The organism is Streptomyces sp. NBC_00328, from assembly GCF_036139655.1.
In the GTDB taxonomy this organism is placed as follows: Bacteria; Actinomycetota; Actinomycetes; order Streptomycetales; family Streptomycetaceae; genus Streptomyces.
The window spans coordinates 9438179-9460381 of the sequence record NZ_CP108013.1; the positions used below are offsets into that span (position 1 = coordinate 9438179).

20 protein-coding genes and 2 pseudogenes are annotated in these 22203 nt (G+C 70.5%); 13 read left to right on the forward strand and 9 right to left on the reverse strand.

Annotated elements, in window-relative coordinates; translation table 11 throughout:
- Nucleotides 1-296: 296 nt before the first annotated feature.
- The 4 genes and pseudogenes from OG485_RS41525 to OG485_RS41540 all read left to right on the forward strand — a co-directional run.
- Nucleotides 297-527: pseudogene (locus OG485_RS41525) on the forward strand (M24 family metallopeptidase); the annotation flags it as partial.
- 118 nt (nucleotides 528-645) lie between these two features.
- Nucleotides 646-1578 (forward strand): LysR family transcriptional regulator, encoded by a 933-nt coding sequence (locus tag OG485_RS41530; protein WP_328674030.1) that lies wholly within the window; start codon nucleotides 646-648, stop codon nucleotides 1576-1578.
- A gap of 104 nt (nucleotides 1579-1682) precedes the next feature.
- A complete protein-coding gene (locus OG485_RS41535) occupies nucleotides 1683-2843 on the forward strand; it encodes an NAD-dependent formate dehydrogenase (RefSeq protein ID WP_328674031.1) in 1161 nt (386 codons plus the stop codon).
- A 185-nt stretch (nucleotides 2844-3028) separates the two neighbouring features.
- On the forward strand, nucleotides 3029-4282 hold the full coding sequence (locus OG485_RS41540) for a MalY/PatB family protein (protein WP_328674032.1): 1254 nt from the start codon (nucleotides 3029-3031) through the stop codon (nucleotides 4280-4282).
- Nucleotides 4283-4377: 95 nt separating this feature from the next.
- On the opposite strand, the gene OG485_RS41545 is transcribed toward OG485_RS41540, so the two are convergent.
- Together OG485_RS41545 and OG485_RS41550 are read right to left on the reverse strand one after the other, a co-directional pair.
- A complete protein-coding gene (locus OG485_RS41545; RefSeq protein ID WP_328674033.1) occupies nucleotides 4378-4968 on the reverse strand; it encodes a hypothetical protein in 591 nt (196 codons plus the stop codon).
- A 53-nt stretch (nucleotides 4969-5021) separates the two neighbouring features.
- Nucleotides 5022-6161: an acyl-CoA dehydrogenase family protein gene (locus OG485_RS41550; protein ID WP_328674034.1), complete on the reverse strand. Its 1140-nt coding sequence runs from the start codon at nucleotides 6159-6161 to the stop codon at nucleotides 5022-5024.
- Nucleotides 6162-6583: 422 nt separating this feature from the next.
- On the opposite strand from OG485_RS41550, the gene OG485_RS41555 reads away from it, so the two are divergent.
- Nucleotides 6584-7441, forward strand: a complete 858-nt coding sequence (locus tag OG485_RS41555; RefSeq protein ID WP_328674035.1) for an oxygenase MpaB family protein — start codon at nucleotides 6584-6586, stop codon at nucleotides 7439-7441.
- Nucleotides 7442-7502: 61 nt separating this feature from the next.
- Here the strand turns inward: OG485_RS41555 and OG485_RS41560 are convergent, their stop codons facing one another.
- Both OG485_RS41560 and OG485_RS41565 read right to left on the reverse strand, forming a co-directional pair.
- A complete protein-coding gene (locus OG485_RS41560) occupies nucleotides 7503-9959 on the reverse strand; it encodes an ABC transporter permease (RefSeq protein ID WP_328674036.1) in 2457 nt (818 codons plus the stop codon).
- Nucleotides 9953-10690 carry an ABC transporter ATP-binding protein gene (locus tag OG485_RS41565; RefSeq protein ID WP_328674037.1) on the reverse strand — a complete coding sequence of 246 codons (738 nt, stop codon included), beginning with the start codon at nucleotides 10688-10690 and terminating at the stop codon, nucleotides 9953-9955. The genes OG485_RS41560 and OG485_RS41565 overlap by 7 nt, the downstream gene beginning before the upstream one ends.
- Nucleotides 10691-10887: 197 nt before the next feature.
- Here OG485_RS41565 and OG485_RS41570 point away from each other — a divergent pair, with 197 nt between their 5' ends.
- Together OG485_RS41570 and OG485_RS41575 are read left to right on the forward strand one after the other, a co-directional pair.
- Nucleotides 10888-12159, forward strand: coding sequence for a sensor histidine kinase (locus tag OG485_RS41570; protein WP_328674842.1), 1272 nt, complete (start codon nucleotides 10888-10890; stop codon nucleotides 12157-12159).
- Nucleotides 12159-12791, forward strand: a complete 633-nt coding sequence (locus tag OG485_RS41575; protein ID WP_328674038.1) for a response regulator transcription factor — start codon at nucleotides 12159-12161, stop codon at nucleotides 12789-12791. The genes OG485_RS41570 and OG485_RS41575 overlap by 1 nt, the downstream gene beginning before the upstream one ends.
- Before the next feature lie 119 nt (nucleotides 12792-12910).
- Here the strand turns inward: OG485_RS41575 and OG485_RS44160 are convergent, their stop codons facing one another.
- Entirely contained in the window at nucleotides 12911-13666 is a 756-nt protein-coding gene (locus tag OG485_RS44160) for a helix-turn-helix domain-containing protein (RefSeq protein ID WP_443048879.1), read from the reverse strand.
- 278 nt (nucleotides 13667-13944) lie between these two features.
- Between OG485_RS44160 and OG485_RS41590 the strand changes: the two are divergent.
- Nucleotides 13945-14391 (forward strand): annotated as a pseudogene (locus tag OG485_RS41590) (hypothetical protein); the annotation flags it as partial.
- A 245-nt stretch (nucleotides 14392-14636) separates the two neighbouring features.
- On the opposite strand, the gene OG485_RS41595 reads toward OG485_RS41590, so the two are convergent.
- Complete coding sequence (locus OG485_RS41595) at nucleotides 14637-15419, reverse strand: VOC family protein (RefSeq protein WP_328674039.1); 783 nt, start codon at nucleotides 15417-15419, stop codon at nucleotides 14637-14639.
- 493 nt (nucleotides 15420-15912) lie between these two features.
- Between OG485_RS41595 and OG485_RS41600 the strand changes: the two genes are divergently transcribed.
- From OG485_RS41600 to OG485_RS41620, 5 genes are all read left to right on the forward strand, one after another.
- Nucleotides 15913-16581 carry a hypothetical protein gene (locus tag OG485_RS41600; RefSeq protein WP_328674040.1) on the forward strand — a complete coding sequence of 223 codons (669 nt, stop codon included), beginning with the start codon at nucleotides 15913-15915 and terminating at the stop codon, nucleotides 16579-16581.
- A 26-nt stretch (nucleotides 16582-16607) separates the two neighbouring features.
- Nucleotides 16608-17603 (forward strand): ATP-binding cassette domain-containing protein, encoded by a 996-nt coding sequence (locus OG485_RS41605; RefSeq protein WP_328674041.1) that lies wholly within the window; start codon nucleotides 16608-16610, stop codon nucleotides 17601-17603.
- A complete protein-coding gene (locus OG485_RS41610) occupies nucleotides 17600-18376 on the forward strand; it encodes an ABC transporter permease (protein WP_328674042.1) in 777 nt (258 codons plus the stop codon). The genes OG485_RS41605 and OG485_RS41610 overlap by 4 nt, the downstream gene beginning before the upstream one ends.
- 133 nt (nucleotides 18377-18509) lie before the next feature.
- The gene (locus OG485_RS41615; RefSeq protein WP_328674043.1) at nucleotides 18510-19025 is read left to right on the forward strand and encodes a GNAT family N-acetyltransferase; all 516 of its coding nucleotides are present in this window, start codon (nucleotides 18510-18512) and stop codon (nucleotides 19023-19025) included.
- A 93-nt stretch (nucleotides 19026-19118) separates the two neighbouring features.
- Nucleotides 19119-19472 (forward strand): hypothetical protein, encoded by a 354-nt coding sequence (locus OG485_RS41620; protein WP_328674044.1) that lies wholly within the window; start codon nucleotides 19119-19121, stop codon nucleotides 19470-19472.
- Between the two features lie 37 nt (nucleotides 19473-19509).
- On the opposite strand, the gene OG485_RS41625 is transcribed toward OG485_RS41620, so the two are convergent.
- From OG485_RS41625 to OG485_RS41635, 3 genes are all read right to left on the reverse strand, one after another.
- The gene (locus tag OG485_RS41625; RefSeq protein ID WP_328674045.1) at nucleotides 19510-19890 is read right to left on the reverse strand and encodes an AfsA-related hotdog domain-containing protein; all 381 of its coding nucleotides are present in this window, start codon (nucleotides 19888-19890) and stop codon (nucleotides 19510-19512) included.
- A gap of 1030 nt (nucleotides 19891-20920) precedes the next feature.
- Complete coding sequence (locus OG485_RS41630) at nucleotides 20921-21334, reverse strand: hypothetical protein (RefSeq protein ID WP_328674046.1); 414 nt, start codon at nucleotides 21332-21334, stop codon at nucleotides 20921-20923.
- 22 nt (nucleotides 21335-21356) lie between these two features.
- Nucleotides 21357-21935 (reverse strand): MarR family winged helix-turn-helix transcriptional regulator, encoded by a 579-nt coding sequence (locus OG485_RS41635; protein ID WP_328674047.1) that lies wholly within the window; start codon nucleotides 21933-21935, stop codon nucleotides 21357-21359.
- Between the last annotated feature and the right edge of the window lie 268 nt (nucleotides 21936-22203).

The window sequence follows — 22203 nt, forward strand, 5'->3', positions numbered from 1 at the left end:
CCACTACGAGAAATCCGGACAGACAGAGGAAGACCGGACGGGCGACAGGCTAGGCCCGTGACCGGCATCACCCCTCGCGCCTCACCGACCCGTCATCCGATCGGCCGCGGAGAAGGCCTTCCGGGGCGGGCGTTCGCTCGCCGACGCGTTCGGCCCCGCGTCGGTGCAATGTGATTGACTTCGCAGTTCAGTGGAACGTACGTTCGCTGGTGTGGCTGATGACGAACCCACACGTGCGGCACGTCTGCCGGCCGCCCAGGCCAAGGCTGTGCGGCTCTTCACCGAGATCGAGGCGCGCCGAGGCCGGGTGGGAGTTGGGCGGCCGGCACGCCGGACACCTGGTCGGGGAGTTCCCGCACGAGGTGATCGACGGCGCCGACACGGAGTCGTACATCACCGCCGCCAACGACACCCCGCTGCGCCGCACCGGCAAGGCCGGCCGCACCTGCCACTGGATCCTGGAGATCCGTCTCGTCGACCGGGAGCACCGGTTCGGCGGGTTCTGCGAGGAACTTCTCACTCTCTGAGATCAAAAGGCTCGTGGCGCGGCCGGTTCGCCGCCCCCTGCGTGATGCACGGGGACGGCGGCGGGCACGGCCCGCCCGAAGCTGTACGTCGGCGCACCGGAACCCTGAGGGGGCGCGCATGCTGCTGCGTCAGTTGGAATACCTGGTCGCGCTCGCCCGCGAGCGTCACTTCGTCCGCGCGGCGGCGGCCTGCTTCGTCTCCCAGCCGTCGCTGTCCGCCGCGATCCGCCGACTCGAACACGAGCTGGGCGTCCCGATCGTGCGCCGGGGCCGCAAGTATGAGGGCCTCACCCCGGAGGGCGAGGTGGTGCTCGCGTGGGCGCACCGCATCCTCGCCGAACGTGACGGTCTGCGGCAGGAGCTGTCGGCCCTGCGGGACGGGCTGACGGGCACCCTGCGGCTGGGCGTCATCCCGACGGCGCTGCCCACCGCGTCTTTGCTGACGAACCCGTTCTGCGAGAGTCATCCGCTCGCCAGGGTGAGCATCGAGTCCCTGTCCTCCGCGGAGATCAGACACGGTCTGACGGAGTTCGAACTGGACGCGGCCATGACCTATCTCGACGACGAGGCTCTGGCCGGCCTGGGTCGGCTGCCGCTGTACGAGGAGCGCTACGTCCTGCTCACTCCCGTCGACAGCCCGGTCGCGGGGCTGTCCACCGTCCGCTGGGCGCAGGCCGCGAACCTCCCGCTGTGTCTGCTCGGGTCCCGGATGCGCAACCGCCGCATCATCGACGAGTGCTTCGCGGCCGAAGGAACCACGGCCGCTCCCGCGATCGAGTCGGACACCGTCGCCGGGCTGTACGCGCACCTGCCCGGCGGACGCTGGTCCAGCGTGATCTCGCACGCGTGGCTGCACATGTTCGGTGTGCCGGACGGGATGCGGGTGGTGCCGCTGGAAGGTCCCGCGCACGGCCCGCGCGTGGGCCTGGTCGTCGGCCCCGACGAACCACCGTCCGTGCTCGCCGGAGCGCTGCTGGCGGTGGCCCGCGAGGCGGGGGTGCGGGGTGCCCTGGACGCACTCCTGCGTACCTACCTCGGCGGACACCCCTGATAGCCGCCGCCTATACGGGTATAGCGAGGATCGCTTTGACCAGGCCGTTCGAGGCCAGGGATCGTGAACTTCACCTTCCTGTATGCCAGTTGAGGAGCCGCGACATGGCCAAGGTGCTCTGCGTCCTGTACGACGACCCCACCGACGGATACCCCACCGAGTACGCCCGCGACGGCGTCCCCGCGATCGCCGGCTACCCCGGTGGCCAGACCGCTCCGACCCCCGAGGCGATCGACTTCATCCCCGGTCATCTGCTGGGCAGCGTCTCCGGTGAACTCGGCCTGCGCGGCTTCCTGGAGAAAGCCGGTCACACCCTCGTCGTCACCTCCGACAAGGACGGCGACGGCTCGGTCTTCGACCGTGAGCTCGCCGACGCGGACGTCGTGATCTCCCAGCCGTTCTGGCCGGCGTACCTCACACCGGAGCGCATCGCCGCCGCCAAGAACCTCAAGCTCGCCGTCACCGCGGGCATCGGCTCCGACCACGTCGATCTCGATGCCGCCGTCGCCCACGGCATGACGGTGGCCGAGGTGACCTTCAGCAACAGCGTCAGCGTCGCCGAACACGTGGTGATGACGACGCTGTCCCTCGTACGCAACTACCTTCCCTCCCACCAGGTCGTCCTCGACGGCGGCTGGAACATCGCCGACTGCGTGGCCCGCTCGTACGACCTGGAGGGCATGCACGTCGGCACGGTCGCCGCCGGCCGTATCGGGCTCGCGGTCCTGCGCCGCCTCGCGCCCTTCGACGTGACGTTGCACTACACCGACCGGCACAGGCTGCCGCGCGAAGTGGAGACGGAACTGGGCCTGGTCTTCCACGAGAGCGCGGCCGACATGGTGCCCCACTGCGACGTCGTCACCGTCAACGCACCGCTCCACCCGGAGACCGAGGGTCTGTTCGGCGACGATCTGCTCGCCACGATGAAGCGCGGCGCGTACCTCATCAACACCGCCCGGGCGAGGATCGTCGACCGGGACGCCGTCGACCGTGCTCTGCGCGGCGGCCGGTTGGCGGGCTACGCGGGCGACGTCTGGTACCCGCAGCCGGCCCCCGCCGACCACCCCTGGCGAACGATGCCGCACCACGGCATGACCCCGCACATCTCAGGTTCCTCCCTCTCCGCGCAGGCACGCTACGCGGCCGGCACCCGGGAGATCCTGGAGTGCTGGTTCGCGGGCCGGCCGATCCGCGACGAATACCTGATCGTCGACGGCGGCGCGCTGGCCGGAACGGGTGCCCACTCCTACTCGGTGAGCGAGTGACTCCCGGAGGTCGCGGTGGGACCGGTCCCGGCACGGTGCGGGCGCTGCGCACCTGGCGGTGACTTCACCCTGGTGGCGGCCTCCGTTCCGGCTTCGCGGGCCGGGGGCCGCGACCGTGTCCGGGCGCGGGTGGCGGGTCGTGGCGCGTCGTCCGACGAGCCGCTCGCCTTGGTTAGCATCCAGCCATGGCACCTGACACCAGCCCGTACGGACGTGAGCGAACAGCCCCGAGCACCCCCGCGGCCGGTACAGGGTCGATCTTCGACGTCGTCGTCGACCGAAGGAGCAGCAACTCCATGAAGTGGGCCCGTGCCCACGAGTTCCTGACGCCCGACGAGATCGCGGCCGACCCGCTGCCCATGTGGGTCGCGGACACCGACTTCAAGGCACCCCAGGCGGTGATCGACGCGCTCCACGAGGCCGTGGACCACGGCGTCTTCGGTTATCCGGGGGGCGCGACCGACAGCTACCTCGACGCCGTGACCGGCTGGCAGGCCAAGCGGTTCGGCTGGGAGGTGCCCCGGGAGTGGGTGGTGCAGACCGCGGGGATCATCACCACGCTCAAGACGGTCGTGCAGGCGTTCTCCGCACCGGGCGACTCGGTCCTCATCCAGCCCCCGGTCTACGTACATTTCCATGAGGACGTCCTGTTGAACGGCCGTCACCTCGCGTTCGCGCCGCTGCGGCGGACCGATGACGGCTACCGGTTCGACGCCCGGGTGTTCGAGGCCGCCATCCGTCCCGACACCAGGCTGTTCATCCTCAGCCATCCGCACAACCCGACCGGGAACGTGTGGACCGAGGGCGAGCTGCGGACCATGGGCGAGATCTGCGCCCGGCATGACGTCCTGGTCATCTCCGACGAGGTCCACCAGGACCTCGTCCTCAACCCGGACCGCAGACACATTCCGTTCGCCTCGCTCGGCGAGGAGTTCGCACGCAACAGCATCACCTGCACGTCTCCCAGCAAGACGTTCAACCTTCCCGGTCTCCAGAGCGCCAACGTCCTCGTGCCGGATCCCAGGCTGCGGGCAGAGCTGGAGCGCCAGTACGACCGCAATGTGTTCCCGCTGGTCAACGTGCTGGGCATGGTCGCGGCCGAGGCGGCCTACGCGCACGGTGAGCCGTGGCTGGAGGAGTTGCTCACCTATCTGCGCGGCAATCACGCGCACTTCGCCCAGGCGGTCAACTCCGCGACCTCCAAGGTGCGGGTCCTGCCGGCCGACTCCCTGTATCTGGCGTGGCTGGACTGCCGGGGACTGGGGATGGACGCCGAGTCGCTGGACAGGTTCATGCTCACCAGGGCCCGGTTGTGGCTGGACAAGGGGCAGAAGTTCGGGACCGAGGGCCACGGCTACATGCGGGTGAACCTGGGCTGCCCCCGCTCCACGGTCGACGAGGCCGTGGACCGCCTGCTCACGGCCGTCGAGAAGCTGTGAGTACGGTGCGCGAGCCGTGGCCCGGGCCTTCCGGGACGCCGTGACCATCGCCAAGGGCCCGCACGTCGTGCGGGTGGAGGAACGCTGCGCAGAGGTCAGGAGTAGGTCATGGGGCAGCCGCGCCGCAACGAGTGCTGGGCGGCGCGCAGAAACACGGCGACGTAGAAGGCCGCGTCCAGGTCATCGCTCCAGGGGCCCGGCCGGGCGGCGGCCAGTCGCTCCGCGGCTCCTTCCCTGAACCACATGGTCAGATCGAGGTTGTCGCACATGTGTGGTGTCTCGGCCGGGAGGCCGACGGCCGCCGCCAGCCTTTCGGCTATCGCCAGTACCTGGGGAGCGCCGGCGACCACGGTCGACGCCTCCGTGTAGCCGGAGCCGAGGGGCAGCCGGATCGTCTCGTCGAGCGGGAACGGCACCAGTACGGTCCAGCCGCAGATGGTCTCCTCGTCCTCGCGGGACAGGTGAGCCCGGCACAGCGCCACGAACCCGTCCATCGAAGGACTCATCTTCTCCTCGAAGGCCTGCCCCGAACCGCGAACGAAATCCGCCGCCTCGGGTACGGACTCGTAGGGCGGCAGCCCCTGCTGCCGCAGCTCGTCGTTCAGCGCCGTGGCGATGTCCCCCCACCCGTCCTCGCCCTCGGTAGACCAGTCCTCCGCGCAGACACTGACCAGATAGACACCCATGGCCGCAACGTACAGCGCGCCACTGACACTCCGGACGCCGGGCGGATCGTCCGTCAGAGTCCGTAGCTCTTGCCGATCACGTCCCGCTGGATCTCGCTCGTCCCGCCGTAGACGGTGGAGACGACCGCCGCCCGCAGATGGCGTTCCATGTCGTACTCGGTGGAGTAGCCGTAGCCGCCCATCATCTGCATGCCCTCGAGGGCGGCCCGCTTCGCGGTCTCGGTGGCCTTGAGTTTGGCCATGGACGCCTCGCGGGGGAAGAGCCGGTCCGGTTCGGCGTCGCAGTCCGCGGCCACCTCCCGGACCAGCAGCCGGGTGCACTCGATCTCGGTGGCGAGGTCGGCGATCCGGTGCCGCAGCGCCTGGAACGAGCCGACGGGCCGGCCGAACTGTTCGCGCTCACGGACGTAGGCGACGGCGTCGTCGAAGGCCCGGCGGGCCAGGCCGAGCATGTTGGCGGCGAGGAAGAGCCGCTCGTGGTTCAGTCCGGCCATGAGCTGCCGCCAGCCGTTGTCGACCTCGCCGACGACGGCGTCCGCGGGCAGTCGCACGCCGCTGAGGAAGACGTCGTTGACCTCCCTGCCGCCCATGGTGCCGATGCCCCGGATCTCCATCCCGGGCGTGCCGGCGGGAACGTGGAACATGGTCAGGCCGGCGTGCTTGGCCGCGCCGGTGCGCGCCACGAGCAGGATGCTGTCGGCCAGATGGGCGTTGGAGATCCAGGTCTTCTGCCCGTCGATCAGCCAGTCGCCGTCCGGTCCTCGTCGCGCCCGGCAGCTCAGCGCGCCCACGTCGGAGCCCGCCGCCGGCTCCGACATCGCGATGGAGAGGACCGCGCCCCGCACGGCGCCGGCGAGCACCTCGGCCTTCTGCCGCTCGGTACCGAACCGCTCGTACGCCTTGGCGGTGATCACGGTGGTGGTGAAACCGCCCGCGGGGACCATTCCGTAGGACGTCTCCTCCAGGAAGAGGCAGGCGTCGGCCAGTCCGCCGCCCGCCCCTCCGTACTCCTCCGGCAGGCACACACCGAGCCAGCCGAAGTCGGCGAGCCTGGCGTAGACGTCGGCGTTGTGCGGATCACGGCCGTGCCCGGTCAGTGCGTCGCGCTGTTCACGCGTGCCGCATTCGCGCTTGGCGAAGTCGCGGACGGCGGCGACGAAGTCGGCCTGCTCCAGGGTGAGTCGAGTGCCCATGGGGTCCTCCGGGTTCCGGGTGGGTTACCAAGAAGTGCGGCGTGTCTCATGGTTTCTTGAGCGTGACCGAACCCGTCCCTCGTCGCCGTCCCGCCTGGACGCGAAGGTGCCCGTGGGCCAGGGTGCACGGGACGAACAGGACGGCTCCGCGTTTCCCGTGCGGACGACCCGCCCCCTGGGTATGGGTCCGGTATGGACGCATCTGTCACTCATGAGGAGTCCCTTTCGCAGGGCTGGGGGCGATGGCTGCGAGCTCTCGGAGGTCGTCGATGAGTCGAAGATACAAAAACTATTGACTTGTTTCACGGGGCGCGTCAATACTCCGGACACAACGGAGAAACGGAAGCGTCATGGCTCCTCTGCCACACCTGCCCACCCAGCCGAACCCCGTACAATCCAAGGGAGTTGAGACGTCCTCCACAGTGAGGGCACCGCGTCGGGGCGGAACGGCCTGGCGATATTTCGGGGACGCCCGCGCCACGCTCATGGCGCCCCAACTGCTCCTGCTCCAGGTCGCACACCCCGTCGTCGGCGCCGGCGTCGAGGACCACAGCAACTTCCGCGCCGAACCCTGGCCCCGGCTGATGCGCACCCTGTTCTCGCTGAGCATCGTGATCTACGGAGGGCAGCGCGCAGCCACCGAAGAGGCGCGGCGCCTGATCAGGGTGCACGCCGGAATGAAGGGGACCGACTCCGCGGGCCGCCGCTACCGCGCACTCGATCCGGAGGCCTATCACTGGGTGCACGCGACCCTCGTCAAAGGGCCCGTCGACGCACAGAACCTGTTCGGCAAGGGAATGACCGCACAGGAAACGGAGGAGTACTACCGCGAGATGCGGGACGTCGGACGGGTCTGGGGCCTCAAGGACCACCATCTGCCCCCGGACTGGGCGGCGTTCAGCGCCTACTACGACGACATGGTCGACAACCGGCTGGAGTACAACCAGTCCGTTCGGGACGTCGTCGACGAACTCACCCACCCCGCCAAGCCGTTCCGCCTGCTCCCGGACCCGCTCTGGCGGCCGTTCGCCCGGATCGCCGCCCACTACGCGCTGCTGGTCACCGTCGGCACCATGCCACCCCGCCTGCGCGACCGGCTCCACCTCGGCTGGAGCCCGCGGCAGCAACGCGCACTGCGGCGCTTCGCCCGCGCCGTGAGGTTCGTGATGCTGCTCGTCCCGCCCCCGCTCCGCATCAGCGGCACGCTCGCCATCGCCTACTGGGCCACCCACCGGCCGGGCACCGATCCCGCCGCGCGCCGCCCGCTGGGGGCGAGGTGACATGGGGTCCACCACCGAGCCCGTCCGGCTCGCCCCCGGGCAGGCCGACGCAGGCCGGAGGTCACTCGCGTACGACCGCGAGCTCCACCGCCGGGCGGCGCAGGGAGAGGACGGCCGGAGCGACCGCCGAGATCACGGCGAGCACCGCGCAGGTACCCAGGGCCGCTGCGAGCGCCGCCCACGGGATCTCGATGGACGCCTGTACGGAGAGCAGGCCCAGCGCGCTCCACATGCTCACCAGGTTGATCCCGGCGACCAGCGCTCCCAGTAGTCCGCCCACCGCGACCACCATCAGCGCCTCGGCGCCCACCAGCCGCAGCACCTGCCACCCGGTAGCGCCGGCCAGCCGCAGCACAGCCAGCTCGCGGACCCGGTCGGAGGTCGCCATGACCATCGTGTTGGCCAGCGAGATGCCGGTGTAGAGGAGAGCGATCCCGAGGACCAGGAACAAGCCCGTCCGGGTCGTCCGGTTGGTCTCGGGGTACGTCGCCCGCACCCAGGTGTCCCTGGTGAGGACCTGCCCGCCCGACGCCCGCACCGCCTGACGCAGACCGGTGGCCACGACGGCCCGGTCGGCGCCGTCCGCGAGGCGTACGTCGACCCGGTCGACGGGCGCGGCGGGGGCGTTGCGCGGGGTGACGTAGACGCCGTTGTCGCCGGTGCCGACGGTCATGACCGCGGCGATCTTCAAGGACTTCCTCGTGCCGTCTCCGAGCCACACGTCCACCCGCCGGCCCACGGTGTGTTTCTCCCACTCCTCGTTGACGATGATCGAGCCGTCGTCCAGGTCGCTGACCTTCCCCGCCGCGAGCGGGAGACGCGCCGTCGCCGCGAGCGGTCCCGGCTCGACGGCCCTGGCGTCGGACCTGGTGAGCGCCACGCCGTCCTCCAGGACGTACACGGCGCTCGACGAGCTCGCCGAGACCTCGGCACCGGACACGGCCCGAAGCCGCCTCAGCGTCGCCTTGTCGAAGCCGGCGTCGCCCGCCGGAGTGACGACGAAGTCGGCGGCCGTCAGCTCGCGCACCTCGGTGGCCTTCGCCCCGGCGAGGGTCGCGGTGGCGCCCAGCAGCGAGCCCGCCAGCGCGACCGTGACCAGCACGGGCGCCGCGACGGCGGCGGTGCGGCGCACCCCCGCGGCGGCGTTCTCCCGCACCAGCATCCCGCCTGCGCCCGGCAGTTGGGCCGGCAGCCAGCCGATCAGCCTGGTCAGTGGCCGCACCAGCACCGGCGCGAGCAGCGCGCCCGCGGTGATCAGCAGCATGGGCCGGCTGACGTAGGTCTTGCGCCGCAGCAGGTCGCCCGGGTCCGTCACCAGGGCCAGGGCCAGCGTCACCGCGGCGGTGATCAGCAAAGCCGCGCCGGACAGCAGGCGGCCCCACGTCATCGCCCGGGTGTCCACGGACGCCTCGCGCAATGCCTCGGTGGGACCGGTGCGACCGGCCTGCCAGGATGCTGCCAGCACGCCGCACAGGGCCACGAACAGGCCCGTGCAGAAGGCCATGTGGTAGGGCCAGGTGTAGTCGCCGAGGGTGAACCAGCGGGGCGCGAGACTCTCGTCGACCGTCCACTCGGCGAGCCTCGGAGCTCCGTAGGAACCGAGCACACAGCCGGCGGCCGAAGCGAGCACACCCACCACGAGCGCCTCGGAGACGACCATGCGGCGGATCTGCCCCGGGGTCGCCCCGGCGGTGCGCAGCAGTCCGAACTCGCGGCGCCGCTGGGCCACCGCGAACGCGAAGGTCGAGGCCACCACGAACACCGACACGAATGCGGTGACGCCGCCGGCCGTGCCGAACATGGCGTTCATCGCGGTGAGTGCCTCACTGTCCCGGTCGGGGTCGGCATCGGCGTACCGGCGCGCGTCCCCGGTCAGGACCTGGACGCCCTCGGTGCCGCGCAGGGCCTCGCGCACGGCCGCCGCGTCGGCGTCGACCACGAGCTGGAGGCTGCGCGGCGACAGTTCGGCGGCCCGGGCGTCGGTGGTGAACACGGCGTTCTCGAAGCCCGGCCCGGCCACGGTGCCGACGACGCGCACGGTTCCGCCGTCGGTCCGCACCCGGGTGCCCGGGCGGGCCCAGTCACCGCTGATGACGACCTCGTCGGCGGCCTCGGGCGCGCGTCCCCCGTCGAGTGTGTACGGCGCGAAGGCCGCGGTGGACCAGGGGTGGCCCACCAGATCGGCGGGTCCGTGCTCGGGCCGAACGGTGAACGAACGGTCCTCGACGACGGCCCCGAGGCGCCGCAGCTTCGCGACCGCGTCGTCGGGCACGGGACGCGGCTGTGCGAGCTTCTGGGCGCGGTCGCCGATCGAGGCGGGAACCTCGAGGGTGTCCTGGCCCCTGACCACCACCGGGGCGGCGGCGAACCGCTCCGGCCGTCGGTCAGGTGCGTCCAGAGAGGAGGCCAGGGCCAGCCCCATCACGGCGATCAGTGCCACGCCCAGGGAGAGGGCGACGAAACTGCCGACGAAGGTGACCCAGCGGGTGCGCAGGGTGCGCAGCGTGGTGCTCAGCACGGCGCCGCCTCGAGCTTGGTCATGCGCGCCGCGATGTCCTCGGCGGAGGAGCCGATCAGCTCGCCGTTGACATGGCCGTCGACAAGGAAGACGACGCGGTCGGCGTAGGAGGCGGCGACGGGGTCGTGGGTGACCATGATGACCGTCTGGCCGTCCCGGTCGACCAGGCCGCGCAGCAGGGCCAGCACCTCGCGGCCGGTCCGCGAGTCCAGCGCGCCGGTCGGCTCGTCACCGAACAGCGCTTCGGGCCGGGTGACCAGGGCGCGGGCCAGGGCGACCCGCTGCTGCTGTCCGCCGGACATCTCCGTGGGCCGGTGCCGCGCCCGGTCGCCGAGTCCGACCTGCTGAAGCGCCTCGCGCACCTGTGCCTTCCCCGGACGGCGGCCGGCCAGCCTCAGCGGCAGGGCCACGTTCTGCTCGGCGGTCAGCGAAGGCAGCAGGTTGAACGCCTGGAACACAAAGCCGATGCGCTCGCGGCGCAGCAGGGTCAGCTTGGTCTCGCTCAGGCCGGTCAGCTCCGTGTCGCCCATGGCGACCGAGCCCGACGTGGGCCGGTCCAGGCCCGCGGCGCACTGCAGCAGGGTCGACTTGCCGGACCCGGACGGGCCCATCACGGCGGTGAACGTCCCCCTCAGGAAGGCGAGCGACACCTGGTCGAGGGCGGTGACGGACGTGCCGCCCGAGCTGTACCTCTTGGTCACGGAGCGCAACCGGATCGCGTCGTTGGTCATGTGTCCCCCCACAGCACCTGCTGCTCGGCTCGTCGATGCCTTTACGAAACCCCGGAAGCCCCTCGTGACGCAGTAAGGCCAGAACGAGACCGGGGGTAGGGCCAGGCCTACCCCCGATACGGATACCGGGCCGATGGAACCGGCCGATGAGACCACTTACGGTCATGCACATGCACCATCGAAATGTGTGGCAGGCGATGTCCCGGCCGGGCTTCCTGTTGTCGGCCTGGCCCTGGCGCTCAGCCGCGTATCTGCTCACCGGCGTGATGACCGGCGCCGCCGTCCTGGTGGGGATCGTGACCGTGGCCGCGGTCTGCGGTGCGCTCGCCATCGTCCTGGTGGGGCTGCCGCTGCTCGTCCTGGCCGCCCTCGGCGGGATCCCGGTGGCCGAGGTGGAGCGGCGCAGGCTGCGCCTGATCGACCGTGACCCGGTGCCCGGCCGGCACCAGGTGCCGGCCGCGCCGGGACCATGGGCCTGGCTGACCACCCGGCTGCGCGAACAGGCGACCTGGCGGGAGCTCGGTTACGCTCTGTTGTTCGCCGTGCTGCTGTGGCCGGTCGACGCCCTGGTGATCACGGTCGCCCTGATCTTCCCGCTGTCCATGGTCGCCACCCCGCTGCTGATGGCCACGGTCGGCGACGGGCGCGAGGCGAAGGTGCTCAAGCAGTGGACGGTCACCACCTGGCCAACCGCGTTCGGTGTCGCCGTGCTGGGCCTGCTCCTGATGGCCCTGTGCGCGTACGTGCTCGGCGCCGCGGCGGGCGCCCGCGCCGAGCTGGCCCGGCTGCTGATCGTTTCCCGTGAGGGCGAGCTCGGCGCCGAGGTTGTCGAACTGGCCCGCTCCCGCGTCCGGTTGGTCGAGGCGTTCGAGGCCGAGCGGCGCCGTATCGAGCGTGATCTGCACGACGGCGCCCAAGTGCGCCTTGTGGCCCTGACGATGACCCTCGGGCTGGCCCGCCTCGATGCCCCGCCCGGCCCGCTCGCCGACCAGCTCACCAAGGCCCACGAGGAGGCGGGCATGGCGCTCGCGGAGCTGCGCGAGCTCATCCACGGCATCCACCCCAAGGTCCTCACGGACTACGGCCTTCAAGCCGCGGTCGCCGACGCCGCCGATCGCTGCGTGGTCCCCGTCGACGTCGACCTCCAGCTGCCGGGCCGACCGGCCCGGGCGGTCGAATCCGCGGCTTATTTCGTGGTCTGCGAGGCGCTGGCCAACGTCGCCAGACACAGCGGGGCCGACCGCGCGCGGGTGAGCGGCGGTCATCGCGACGGACGCCTGTTCCTTGAGGTACGCGACGACGGCTGCGGCGGTGCGGACGCCTCGGCGGGCAGCGGCCTCACCGGTCTCGCGGACCGGGTGTCCGTCCTGGATGGCAGACTTGCCCTCACCAGTCCGCCGGGTGGACCGACTCTGTTGCGTGTGGAGTTTCCTTGCCAGTTGACCAAGTCGGCCGATCACTTCGCGTAGTGCTGGCCGAAGACAGCGTGCTGCTGCGGGAAGGGCTCATCGGCCTGCTCAGCCGCTGCGGTCACACGGTGGTGTCAGCCGTCGGGGACGCGCGGGCGCTGGTCGCCGCAGTCGAGGAGCATGCCCCCGACATCGTGGTGACGGACGTACGCATGCCGCCCGGTTTCCAGGACGAGGGGCTGCATGCGGCAGTGCGGCTGCGCGCGAAGCGCCCCACACTGCCGGTCCTGGTCCTCAGCCAGTACGTGCAACGGACGTACGCCGCGGAACTCCTGGACTCCGGAGACGGATCGGGTGTCGGCTATCTGCTCAAGGACCGTGTCGGCCAGGTCGAGGAATTCGTGGAAGCGCTGCACAAGGTGGCGGACGGCGGGACGGTGATCGACCCCGAGGTGGTGCGCCAGTTGCTGCGCCGTCGGCGCGATCCGCTGGAGCAGCTCACCCCGCGCGAGCGCGAGGTGCTGGCACTGGTCGCCGAAGGCAAGTCCAATGGCGCGATCGCCACGGAGCTGGTGGTTTCGGAAGCAGCGATCGGCAAGCACATCGGCAGCATCCTCACCAAGTTGGACCTGCCTCCGACGGCCAGGACCCACCGCAGGGTCCTGGCCGTCCTCACCTACCTGCGGGCCTGACCCCGCGCACCACCCGACCGCGACTCGCGCAAACGGCCCTTTGCGCGAGCAGGATCAATCGTGGCCGCCTGCCTCCCGCCCGTCCCGGACGCGTGGCCGTGGCGGATGGAGGCGGTGGCCTATCCGTGGTCCGGACTTGGCCGGGGGGTGTCGTCCGGGGTTGTTCCAGGGCCGGTGTGGAGGACTTCGCGGGCCTGTTCGGCGGCGCGGGTGATGCTTTCGCTGATGAAGTCGAGGAAGCGGGCGACGTTCTCCAGACGGGCGGCGGCAGGGGTGTCGCGGCCGAGGACGGCGACGCCCTGGCGGGCGGTCTTGACGAGTTCGTCGTTGGCCCGGGCGCTGGCGATCGTCGCCTGGTAGAAGAGCTCGCCGTCGACGACGTAGCGGTCGCGGCGGCCCTCGTCGCGTTCCCGGCGCACGAGGCTCTGGCTCTCCAGGAACGTGATGGCCTTGGAGATGGACGCCGGGCTGACCTGGAGGCGCTGGGCGAGCTCGGACGCGGTGAGGCTGCCCGTGTCCGCGGTGAACAGACAGGTCAGCACCCGGGCCGGGATCTTGGGCAGGCCGGAGCCCATGAGGACGGTGGTGAACGTCTCCTCGTACTCGGCCACGGCCTCGGCGTCGCGTCCGTGCGGCTGGGGAACCGACTCCGGCCCGCGAGAGGTGGCGGTCCTGCGCCGGTGGGCGCGGCGTTCGGTGGCGCGGTGGGCCAGATTGGCGCGGTAGGCGGTGGGACCGCCGTTGCGCATCACCTCACGTGTGACCGTCGAGGTGGGACGGCCCAGGCTCCGGGCGATCTCGGCGTAGGGGAGGCTATCGGCCAGTCCCAGCGCGATCTGCTGGCGTTCCTGCTGGGTGAGTCTGCCTCCCGGCATCGCGGTCTCCTCGGTGATTTCTCGCGGCGGTCTCTGTACCCCTCACTGTAGCGTTCACGGCTCACTCATTGCAACAAATGGAGAGAGGGTCGTTGCGTTAGAGTCAAACCATTGCAACGATTTCATGCCTCTTACCTGTAAATATAAGGGAGACTCGCAATTAATGAGTTGCTGCATCCATGAACGCAACGTAGCGTTTCCGATGTAGGAAACAATGATGGGAAGCGGCGCCGGGGCGGGTCTCGCGGGTCGGGCGGACGGACAAAGGGGTGGGGATCATGGAAACAGCACCGAGCCGGCGGCAGGCCGCCGCTCCCGGCGCCTTAACCGCCTTCGCCCGCTTCGTGCTCTGCGGCGGGGGAGTGGGGCTCGCCTCCAGCTTCGCCGTGGCGGCCCTCGCCGCCTGGATTCCCTGGGGCGCGGCCAATGCCCTGATCACCGCGGCCTCCACCCTCCTGGCCACCGAACTGCACGCCCGCTTCACCTTCGGTGCGGGCGGGCACGCGACCTGGCGCCAGCATGTGCAGTCGGCCGGGTCCGCCGCGGCCACCTACGCGGTGACCTGTGCGGCGATGCTCGTCCTGCACCAGCTGGTGGCGGCGCCCGGCGCGGTGCTCGAGCAGGCCGTCTATCTGTCCGCCTCCGCGCTCGCCGGTGTCGCACGGTTCGTGGCGCTGCGCCTGGTCGTCTTCACACGTGGCCACGCACAGGACGCGGCCTCCGTCGGCTGCGACCTCGCGTCGGGAACGGCCTCGATTCACCGCGACTCCGCGTCGGACATGGCCTCCGTCCGCTGTGACTCCGTGTCGGACGCGGTCTCCGTCCACCACGCCCTCGCGCCGGACGTGGCCTCCGTCGGCGCCACCCGCCCCGTACCCGCGGCCCGCGTCACGGCGTCGGCGGGTCAGGCGGCGCTCTGTCGCGCCGCCTGACCGCTCCGCCGAGAGGGCTGCCGGCCGGGGCCGGGGTGTCACATCCGAGGGTCGGGCTTCAGCAGGGCGAACTCGGCGCCGAACGGGTCCGCGAGCCAGGCGATGCGGCCGACGTCCGGGACGTCCGCCGCCGGCATCAGGACGGACCCGCCGTTCGCCGTGGCCGCCGTGGCCGTGGCGTCGGCGTCCTCCGCGTGGAAGTAGGGCACCCAGCGGGGCCGTTCGCCTTCGCCGCCACCGATCGGCGCGACCCCGCCGAAGGAGGCGTCCTGCTGGTCGCCGTCCTTGGTGCTCAGTACCCGGTACGTCATGCCGGGCGCCTGCATGTCCTGGCTGCGCCAGCCGAACAGGCCCTCGTAGAAGGCGATGGCGGCGAGCGGGTCGGGGGTGTGCAGCTCTGCCCAGAGCAGTGTGTTCGGGGCGGAGGCGATATCGAGTCCGGTGGTCTTGCCGGGCTGCCAGAGCGCGAACTCGGCGCCCTGCGGGTCGGTGGCCTGTGCCAGATGGCCCTCGCCCATGACGTCCATGGGCTCCATCCGGACGGTCCCGCCGCCGGCCGTGACGGCCGAGACGGTGGCCTGGATGTCGTCGGCCTTGAAGTGGATCATCCAGGCGGACTTCGCGCCCTCCTGGGTGAGCGGTCCGAGCGCGGCGACGGTCTTCCCCTCGATCTGGAAGAACCCGTACCCGCCCGCTTCCGGTCCTGCGGAGACGAACTGCCAGCCGAAGACGGCGCCGTAGAACGCGGCGGCTGCCTCGGTGTCGGTACTGCCGAGGTCGAGCCAGTTGGGCGATCCGATGCTGAAGTCTGTGCCGAGCATGAGGAGTCCTCCGGGGGCGTCGGTCGAACGGGCGGGGGCAACGATGCCGACCCGGCCCGCGGTGGGCCACCCGTAACCACCGGCGGCCCCGCGGGCTTCACTCGTACGGAGCAACCCGCGGTCCACTGCGGCGCCGAAAGCGCGACCCGCGCCCCATGGTCCTTCCTGGCCCCGGCGGCCGGGACGAGCGACAGCTCCACCGGTCGCGGCCGGTGGCCCTGCAGTGCGGCCGGGTGCGAGAACTGATCCAAGGGCCCCCGATCGTGCCGACACCCCGCGGCCATAGCGTTCACCTTCATTCATTGCAACGCGCCATGTGAGGGGGTGTTGCGTTAAGTCTGGGGTCGTTGCAACAAATTTCGAGTATTCACCTGCGGTTATCGGCATTTGGCGCAACAAGCATGTTGCCGGATCAGTGAATGCAACGTAGCGTTTCTGTCATCGGAAAACAGCGGGCCGACCAAGGCGCGCGACGCCGGACAAGGAGAGCATCATGCAGAAGTTCGAGACTCCCGCCCCCGTCTCCGCGATCGTCGACATCCCCGCGGGACGCATCCAGTTCATCGCCGCCGACCGCGCCGACACCACTGTCGAGGTCCTGCCCGCCGACCGTGCCAAGAGCCGCGACGTGAAGGCGGCCGGACAGGTCCGGATCGACTACGCCGACGGTGTCCTGCGCGTCGAGGCCCCGGAGGCGAAGAACCGGCTGCTCGGCCCGTCCGGGTCCGTCGAGGTGACCGTGCGGCTGCCGGCCGGCTCCCAGGTCGAGGCGAAGGCGGCCGCCGCCGAGTTCCGCGGCGTGGGACGGCTCGGCGAGGTCACCTTCGAGGGCGGCCACCGCTCGGTCAAGCTCGACGAGGCCGACAGTGTCCGCCTGACCGGCCTCGACGCCGACATCACCGTCGGCCGCCTGAACGGCCCCGCCGAGATCAGCACCCAGAAGGGCGACCTGAACGTCGTCGAGGCCGCCCGCGGAACGCTCACGCTGAGCACGCAGATGGGGAACATCACCGTCGGCGCCGCCCCCGGCGTCTCCGCGGTGCTGGACGCGGGCACCACCTTCGGCCGGGTCAGCAACACGCTCAGGAACGCCGACGCGACTCCCGGCCTGACCATCCACGCGACCACCGCCCACGGCGACATCACCGCCCGCAGCCTCTGACCGCCGCCTCGACGAAGGAGCACTCCATGACCGACCCGGCCATCGCCGCACACGGGCTGCGCAAGTCCTACGGCGACAAGACCGTCCTCGACGGCATCGACCTGACCGTCCCCGAGGCGACCGTCTTCTCCCTGCTGGGCCCGAACGGCGCCGGCAAGACCACCGCCGTCAAGATCCTCTCCACGCTGATCTCCCCCGACCCCGGCTCCGGCCCGATTCGCGTCGGCGGCCACGACCTGGCCACCGAGGCACAGGCCGCACGCGCCGCGATCGGGGTCACCGGCCAGTTCTCCGCCGTCGACGGCCTGATCACCGGCGAGGAGAACATGCTCCTCATGGCGGACCTGCACCATCTCTCCAGGTCCGAGGGGCGGCGGGTCGCCGCCGCGCTCCTGGAGCGCTTCGACCTCACCGAGGCCGCGAAGAAGCCCGCCTCCACCTACTCCGGCGGCATGAAGCGCCGCCTGGACATCGCCATGACCCTGGTCGGCAGCCCCCGCATCATCTTCCTCGACGAACCGACCACCGGCCTGGACCCCCGCTCCCGCCACAACATGTGGCAGATCATCCGCGAGCTCGTCGCCGGCGGCACCACGGTCTTCCTCACCACCCAGTACCTGGAGGAGGCCGACGAACTCGCCGACCGCATCGCCGTGCTGAACAACGGCAGGATCGCCGCCGAGGGCACCGCGGAGGAGCTCAAGCGGCTCGTCCCCGGCGGACACGTCCGGCTGCGCTTCACCGACCCGGTCGCCTACCGGTCCGCCGCCGCCTCACTGGGAGACGCATCCCATGACGACGAGGCCCTCGCCCTGCACCTGCCCAGCGACGGCAGCCAGCGCGAACTGCGCGCCGTCCTCGACCGGCTCGACGCGGCCGGCGTCGAGGCCGACGAACTGACCGTGCACACGCCCGACCTCGACGACGTCTTCTTCGCCCTGACCGGCGGCACCGTACCGAACCAGCCGAACAAGTCGAACCAGCCGAACAAGTCCGACCAGCCTGAGGAGGCTGTCCGATGAGCTCCTTCTCCCTCGCCGTGCGCGACTCGTCCACGATGCTGCGCCGCAACCTCCTGCACGCCCGCCGCTACCCCTCGCTCACCCTGAACCTGCTGCTCACCCCCGTGATGCTCCTGCTGCTGTTCGTCTACATCTTCGGCGACACCATGAGCGGCGGCGCGGGCCGCTCCGCCTACATCGCCTACATCGTCCCCGGCATCCTGCTGATGACCATCGGCTCCACCGTCGTCGGCACCGCCGTATCCGTTTCCACCGACATGAACGAGGGCATCATCGCCCGCTTCCGCACCATGGCCGTCCACAGAGGCTCCATCCTGTTCGGACATGTTGTCGGCAGCGTGCTGCAGGCGGTCGTCAGCGTCGTCCTGGTCGGCGCCGTCGGCGTTGCCATGGGCTTCCGTTCCACCGACGCCACCGTCGTGGAATGGCTGGCGGCCTTCGGACTGCTCGCCCTGTTCGCCCTGGCCTTCACCTGGATCGCGGTCGGCATGGGCATGGGCAGCCCCAACGCCGAAGCCGCCAGCAACAACGCCATGCCGCTGATCCTGCTGCCCCTCATCTCCAGCGCCTTCGTCCCCCTGCACTCCATGCCCGGCTGGTTCCAGCCGATCGCCCAGTACCAGCCCTTCACCCCCGCCATCGAGACCCTGCGCGGACTCCTCCTGGGCACCGAGATCGGCAACAACGGCTGGATCGCCCTGGCCTGGTGCCTGGGCCTGAGCGTCCTCGGACACCGCTGGTCGAAGGCCCAGTTCGACCGCGACCCCAAGTAGCCCCGCCCCACACGGACGTGGCGACACGACCCCGTCCCACCCCAGGGCGGCGTACCCCGGCACCCCGCCGGAGTGCGCCGCCCTGCCCGTTATTCCTTTGCGCCCGCGCCACCACGACACCCACACTGTGCCGGTGCTGATCCGACGCGAAGCGCCCACCGACATCCCCGCCGTACGCGCCCTCACCTCGGCCGCGTTCGCCAAGCAGGGGACGACGACCCCCGTCGAGACCACCTTGCTGGACGAACTGCGCGACTGCGACGGCTGGTTGCCGCAACTGTCGCTCGTGGCGGTGAACGATCGGGACGAGGCCGTCGGGCATGTGCTCGGCACCCGCGCACACGTCGGCGCAGCCCCGGTCCTGGCACTCGGCCCGCTCAGCGTGCACCCCGACCACCAGCGCCGAGGCGTCGGCCTCGCACTCGTCCACACCATGCTCGGCGCGGCGGACGCGCTCGGGGAACCACTCGTCGCGCTGCTCGGCAGCCCGGCCTACTACAGCCGCTACGGCTTCCGCATCAGCACGCGGTACGGCATCACCCCACCGGACCCCGGCTACGGCGAGCACTTCCAGGTGCGCCCCCTCGCGGCGTACGAGCCGACCCTGCGCGGTGCCTTCACCTACGCCGCTCCCTTCAACGATCTCTGACCCACCCGAACCGCGGCGGCATGACACCTGTCATACGAAAGGGCGGACACCGGGCACTGGGGGAACGCCATGCCCCGGTCCTACCTTCTTTCCATGACGAAAACGGGTGGGACCGACCAGCGGAAGACCGACGTCAAGGTGAGCCTGATCGGCGGTCACCGACTCGAGGGCGAGACACTGCACGAGCGCACTCTCACCGTGTCGCTCGTCGGAGGGGCCGACGTCGACCTCACCGGCATCGACATCCCCGACGGCGCCGAACTGCGCATCACCAAACTGAGCCTGATCGGAGGCGTCAGCCTCAGGGTCCGCCCCGACGTCGCCGTGAAGGTGCACGGCATCCGCCTCGGCGGGGTCAAGGACGACGGCCCGAGCGAACCGGGCGGCCCGACGGTCCGCGTCGACGCCTGGGGCCTGCTCGGCGGAGTCACCGTCACCCGCGGGTGAGGCCGCCCCCACGCTCAGGCGCCCCATCGCGCCGGGGTCAGTCGCACAGGGCCGCCACCACCAGGCTGTCGAAGACCAGGGTGCCGTCCTGGGAGGCGGTCACCCGGATCGCCGTGTCCTCGGCCGCGTCCTGCTGGGGCAGCGGGGTCGCGGCGATGTGACACGCGAGGTCCGGTTCCACGGGGCGGTGGAAGGCGCTGCGCACCTCGATGGGCAGAACACGGTACGGGGCGCACACCGCCTGGGCGGCCTGGCGGGCGGCCTCGAGGAGCAGCATGGCGGGCACATGGTCCACGGGATGGTCGAAGAGCGCCGGGTGGCTGGGGTCGACCCGCAACTGCCAGGTGTGACCGCCCCGGCCGGAGCGCGCGGCCGGCGGGGGTGGCTGAGGGGTCCGCTGTTGTCGACCGGACTGCACGGTTCCTCCGGGCTGCTAGAAGGCGTTGCGCCGGTCGGGCCGGAGTGGCCCGAGGTGTCCGGTGCCGCTCCGCTCGCGCACCTGGCGAACGACTTTGGCACCTTGCGGGGGAAACCGCGGAGATTGCTCAATTGGGGGATTGACTGCGGAGCGCTCGGGGCACCGTTCGCAGCTGACGGTCGTACGTGGTGCTGGTGGACGGCATCAGCAGCGGGTGGCAGACCCGGATGATCTGGTGGGCACGGACTGGTTCATATCATCTGCCGGGACCGGGCCGGGGCTTACGCGGAGGGCTCCCGGCTCGGCGCCCACCGCTCCTGCCTGCAACCGGAGAGTGCACAATCCCTCTGTGGACCAGGGAATCGCAGCACTGCTGGGGGCCACTGTTGGCGTCCTCGGAACCGTCTCTGCATCAGCCATATCCGGGTGGTCGAGCCGTCAGCAGATACGAGCCCAGGCCAGAGTTGACCACGCACAGTGGCGCAGACAGGCCCGGCGCGACGCTTACAGCGCCTTCCTCGCTCCCGCCCATGAGACGCGTAACGCTCTGAAAGGCGTTGCACGTGCTCTTATCGGTAACGCGGATGTTGAGGAAGCCGGCCATCAGCTCCAAGCCGCACACGACAGACTGGGAGAAGTCCAGGCAGCCTGGGCTGCTCTTGCAGTCGAAGGGCCCGAGTCCGTGGAACAAGCAGCCAACGGGGTTGGTGTCCGAGCGCCTCAGCATTTTCACTACGGCAGCCCGTGCCGCGCTCGACGAAGCAACGCTCCCGGTGGGCGCGAGCAACGGCTGAACGAAGTCCGGACACGACACGGGCACATTGCTCGCTGCGCCCGCCCGCCTCAAGACGGGCACCAATCCCCTGCAGCAGGCCAAGACTCGGCCCACGGAAGATGATCCTGCTGGCATGACCCGCAGTGACGACTCCCCGTGATCGCTGCCGGAGCCGAGTCGCGAGAGCGTCTGGTACTTGCTTCGGTGTTGCCGTTGCCGTTGCCGATTCCTTCCGTCGTGATGACAGGCGGCCGGTCACGCCGTGGGGACGGCCTCCTCGTGGGACGGGCCGGCCGCGGACATGATGGCCTGCCAGGGGGCGGAGTCGAAGATGAGCGTGATCGAGGTGATCTGGCCGTCGTGGAGGCGGAAGTGCTCGGCCGTGTGCTGGGTGATGCCGACGGCCTGGGCGGTGTGGACGTCGTAGAGCAGGGTGGCCTCGGTCTCGCTGTACAGCTCGCTGATCAGCTCCACGCCGGTGACGATGCCCAGGAGCCCGTCCAGGCCGTCGAGGTGACCGGTCGGACTGTCGGAGGTGATGAACGGGCTGCGGAAGCTGAAGCCTTCGCCGATCTGGGCGGCGGCCGTGGTGACGTCTCCCCGGAACCGGGCCTCGTGGTAGGCCCTGACCGTACGTCGGGCGGCTGTGTTGCGGGAGTCGGTGGTCATGCGGTGCTCCGTCGGTGTCGGTTCAGGAGGTCGGCGGCTCGTCGCGCCGGGCCGTGTTCAGGTACTGCTCGATGCGTTGCTGGTTCTCGACCATGCGCAGGCACAGATCACGGAACCGGGCGAGTTCGTCTTCGGTGAAGCCCTGGAAGACGGCGGACATGGCGCGCTGTGTCGGCTGGCGGAAGTTGTCCAGCCAGTCGAGGCCGGCTGGTGCGATCCTGGCTCGTACCGACCGGCGGTCGTGCTGGTCCTGGACCCGCTGCGCCAGCCCGTCACGCTCGAGCGTGTCGACCAGGCCGGTGACATTGCGGGAACTCACCCCTGCCGCGCGGGCCAGTTCGCCGATGCTCAGCCCCTGGTCCGTGGCCGTACTCAGTCGTGCGAGGACGTCGAGCGCCCCCGCGCTGAGCCCACGTCCCCCCGCACCTTGCGAACGCAGCCGGTCGACCGCCTGCGAGGCCGACCGGACGGCCGCAGCCGTCTCCAGCGCGAGAGTGTCGTCCCCCGCCACGAACGCCTGCATGGAGTCCCGGACACCAGGGTCGTAGAGGAGGCCATCGGGGTCACGGGCCAGGCTGCCAGAGTTATGTACCTGCTTCATAATGAAGCCGCACTCTACTTTGTCAGGGCCGACACCACCAGAGACTGCCGCCGCGCAAACCCGAAGATCACACCCTCGCGGGACGAGAAGCAGGCGATGTCGCCGCGCACTGCTCTTGGTTCTGACCACCATTCCTCGACCCTGGACTCGGCAGCCGCTCTCCCGACCGAACCCTCGGATGCGCCCTCGCCTGCCGGCGACGCCTGAAGCCATTCCGACAGGAGTTCTGAGTGCGTGCTTTTTTGATCTCTTCCGGAAGGAGTGACTC

Coding starts and splice junctions, on each gene's coding strand:
- OG485_RS41530 (WP_328674030.1), top strand. CDS start 646: ATGCTGCTGCGTCAGTTGGAATACCTGGTCGCGCTCGCCCGCGAGCGT.
- OG485_RS41535 (WP_328674031.1), top strand. CDS start 1,683: ATGGCCAAGGTGCTCTGCGTCCTGTACGACGACCCCACCGACGGATAC.
- OG485_RS41540 (WP_328674032.1), top strand. CDS start 3,029: ATGGCACCTGACACCAGCCCGTACGGACGTGAGCGAACAGCCCCGAGC.
- OG485_RS41545 (WP_328674033.1), bottom strand. CDS start 4,968: ATGGGTGTCTATCTGGTCAGTGTCTGCGCGGAGGACTGGTCTACCGAG.
- OG485_RS41550 (WP_328674034.1), bottom strand. CDS start 6,161: ATGGGCACTCGACTCACCCTGGAGCAGGCCGACTTCGTCGCCGCCGTC.
- OG485_RS41565 (WP_328674037.1), bottom strand. CDS start 10,690: ATGACCAACGACGCGATCCGGTTGCGCTCCGTGACCAAGAGGTACAGC.
- OG485_RS41570 (WP_328674842.1), top strand. CDS start 10,888: ATGTCCCGGCCGGGCTTCCTGTTGTCGGCCTGGCCCTGGCGCTCAGCC.
- OG485_RS44160 (WP_443048879.1), bottom strand. CDS start 13,666: ATGCCGGGAGGCAGACTCACCCAGCAGGAACGCCAGCAGATCGCGCTG.
- OG485_RS41595 (WP_328674039.1), bottom strand. CDS start 15,419: ATGCTCGGCACAGACTTCAGCATCGGATCGCCCAACTGGCTCGACCTC.
- OG485_RS41600 (WP_328674040.1), top strand. CDS start 15,913: ATGCAGAAGTTCGAGACTCCCGCCCCCGTCTCCGCGATCGTCGACATC.
- OG485_RS41605 (WP_328674041.1), top strand. CDS start 16,608: ATGACCGACCCGGCCATCGCCGCACACGGGCTGCGCAAGTCCTACGGC.
- OG485_RS41610 (WP_328674042.1), top strand. CDS start 17,600: ATGAGCTCCTTCTCCCTCGCCGTGCGCGACTCGTCCACGATGCTGCGC.
- OG485_RS41620 (WP_328674044.1), top strand. CDS start 19,119: ATGACGAAAACGGGTGGGACCGACCAGCGGAAGACCGACGTCAAGGTG.
- OG485_RS41630 (WP_328674046.1), bottom strand. CDS start 21,334: ATGACCACCGACTCCCGCAACACAGCCGCCCGACGTACGGTCAGGGCC.
- OG485_RS41635 (WP_328674047.1), bottom strand. CDS start 21,935: ATGAAGCAGGTACATAACTCTGGCAGCCTGGCCCGTGACCCCGATGGC.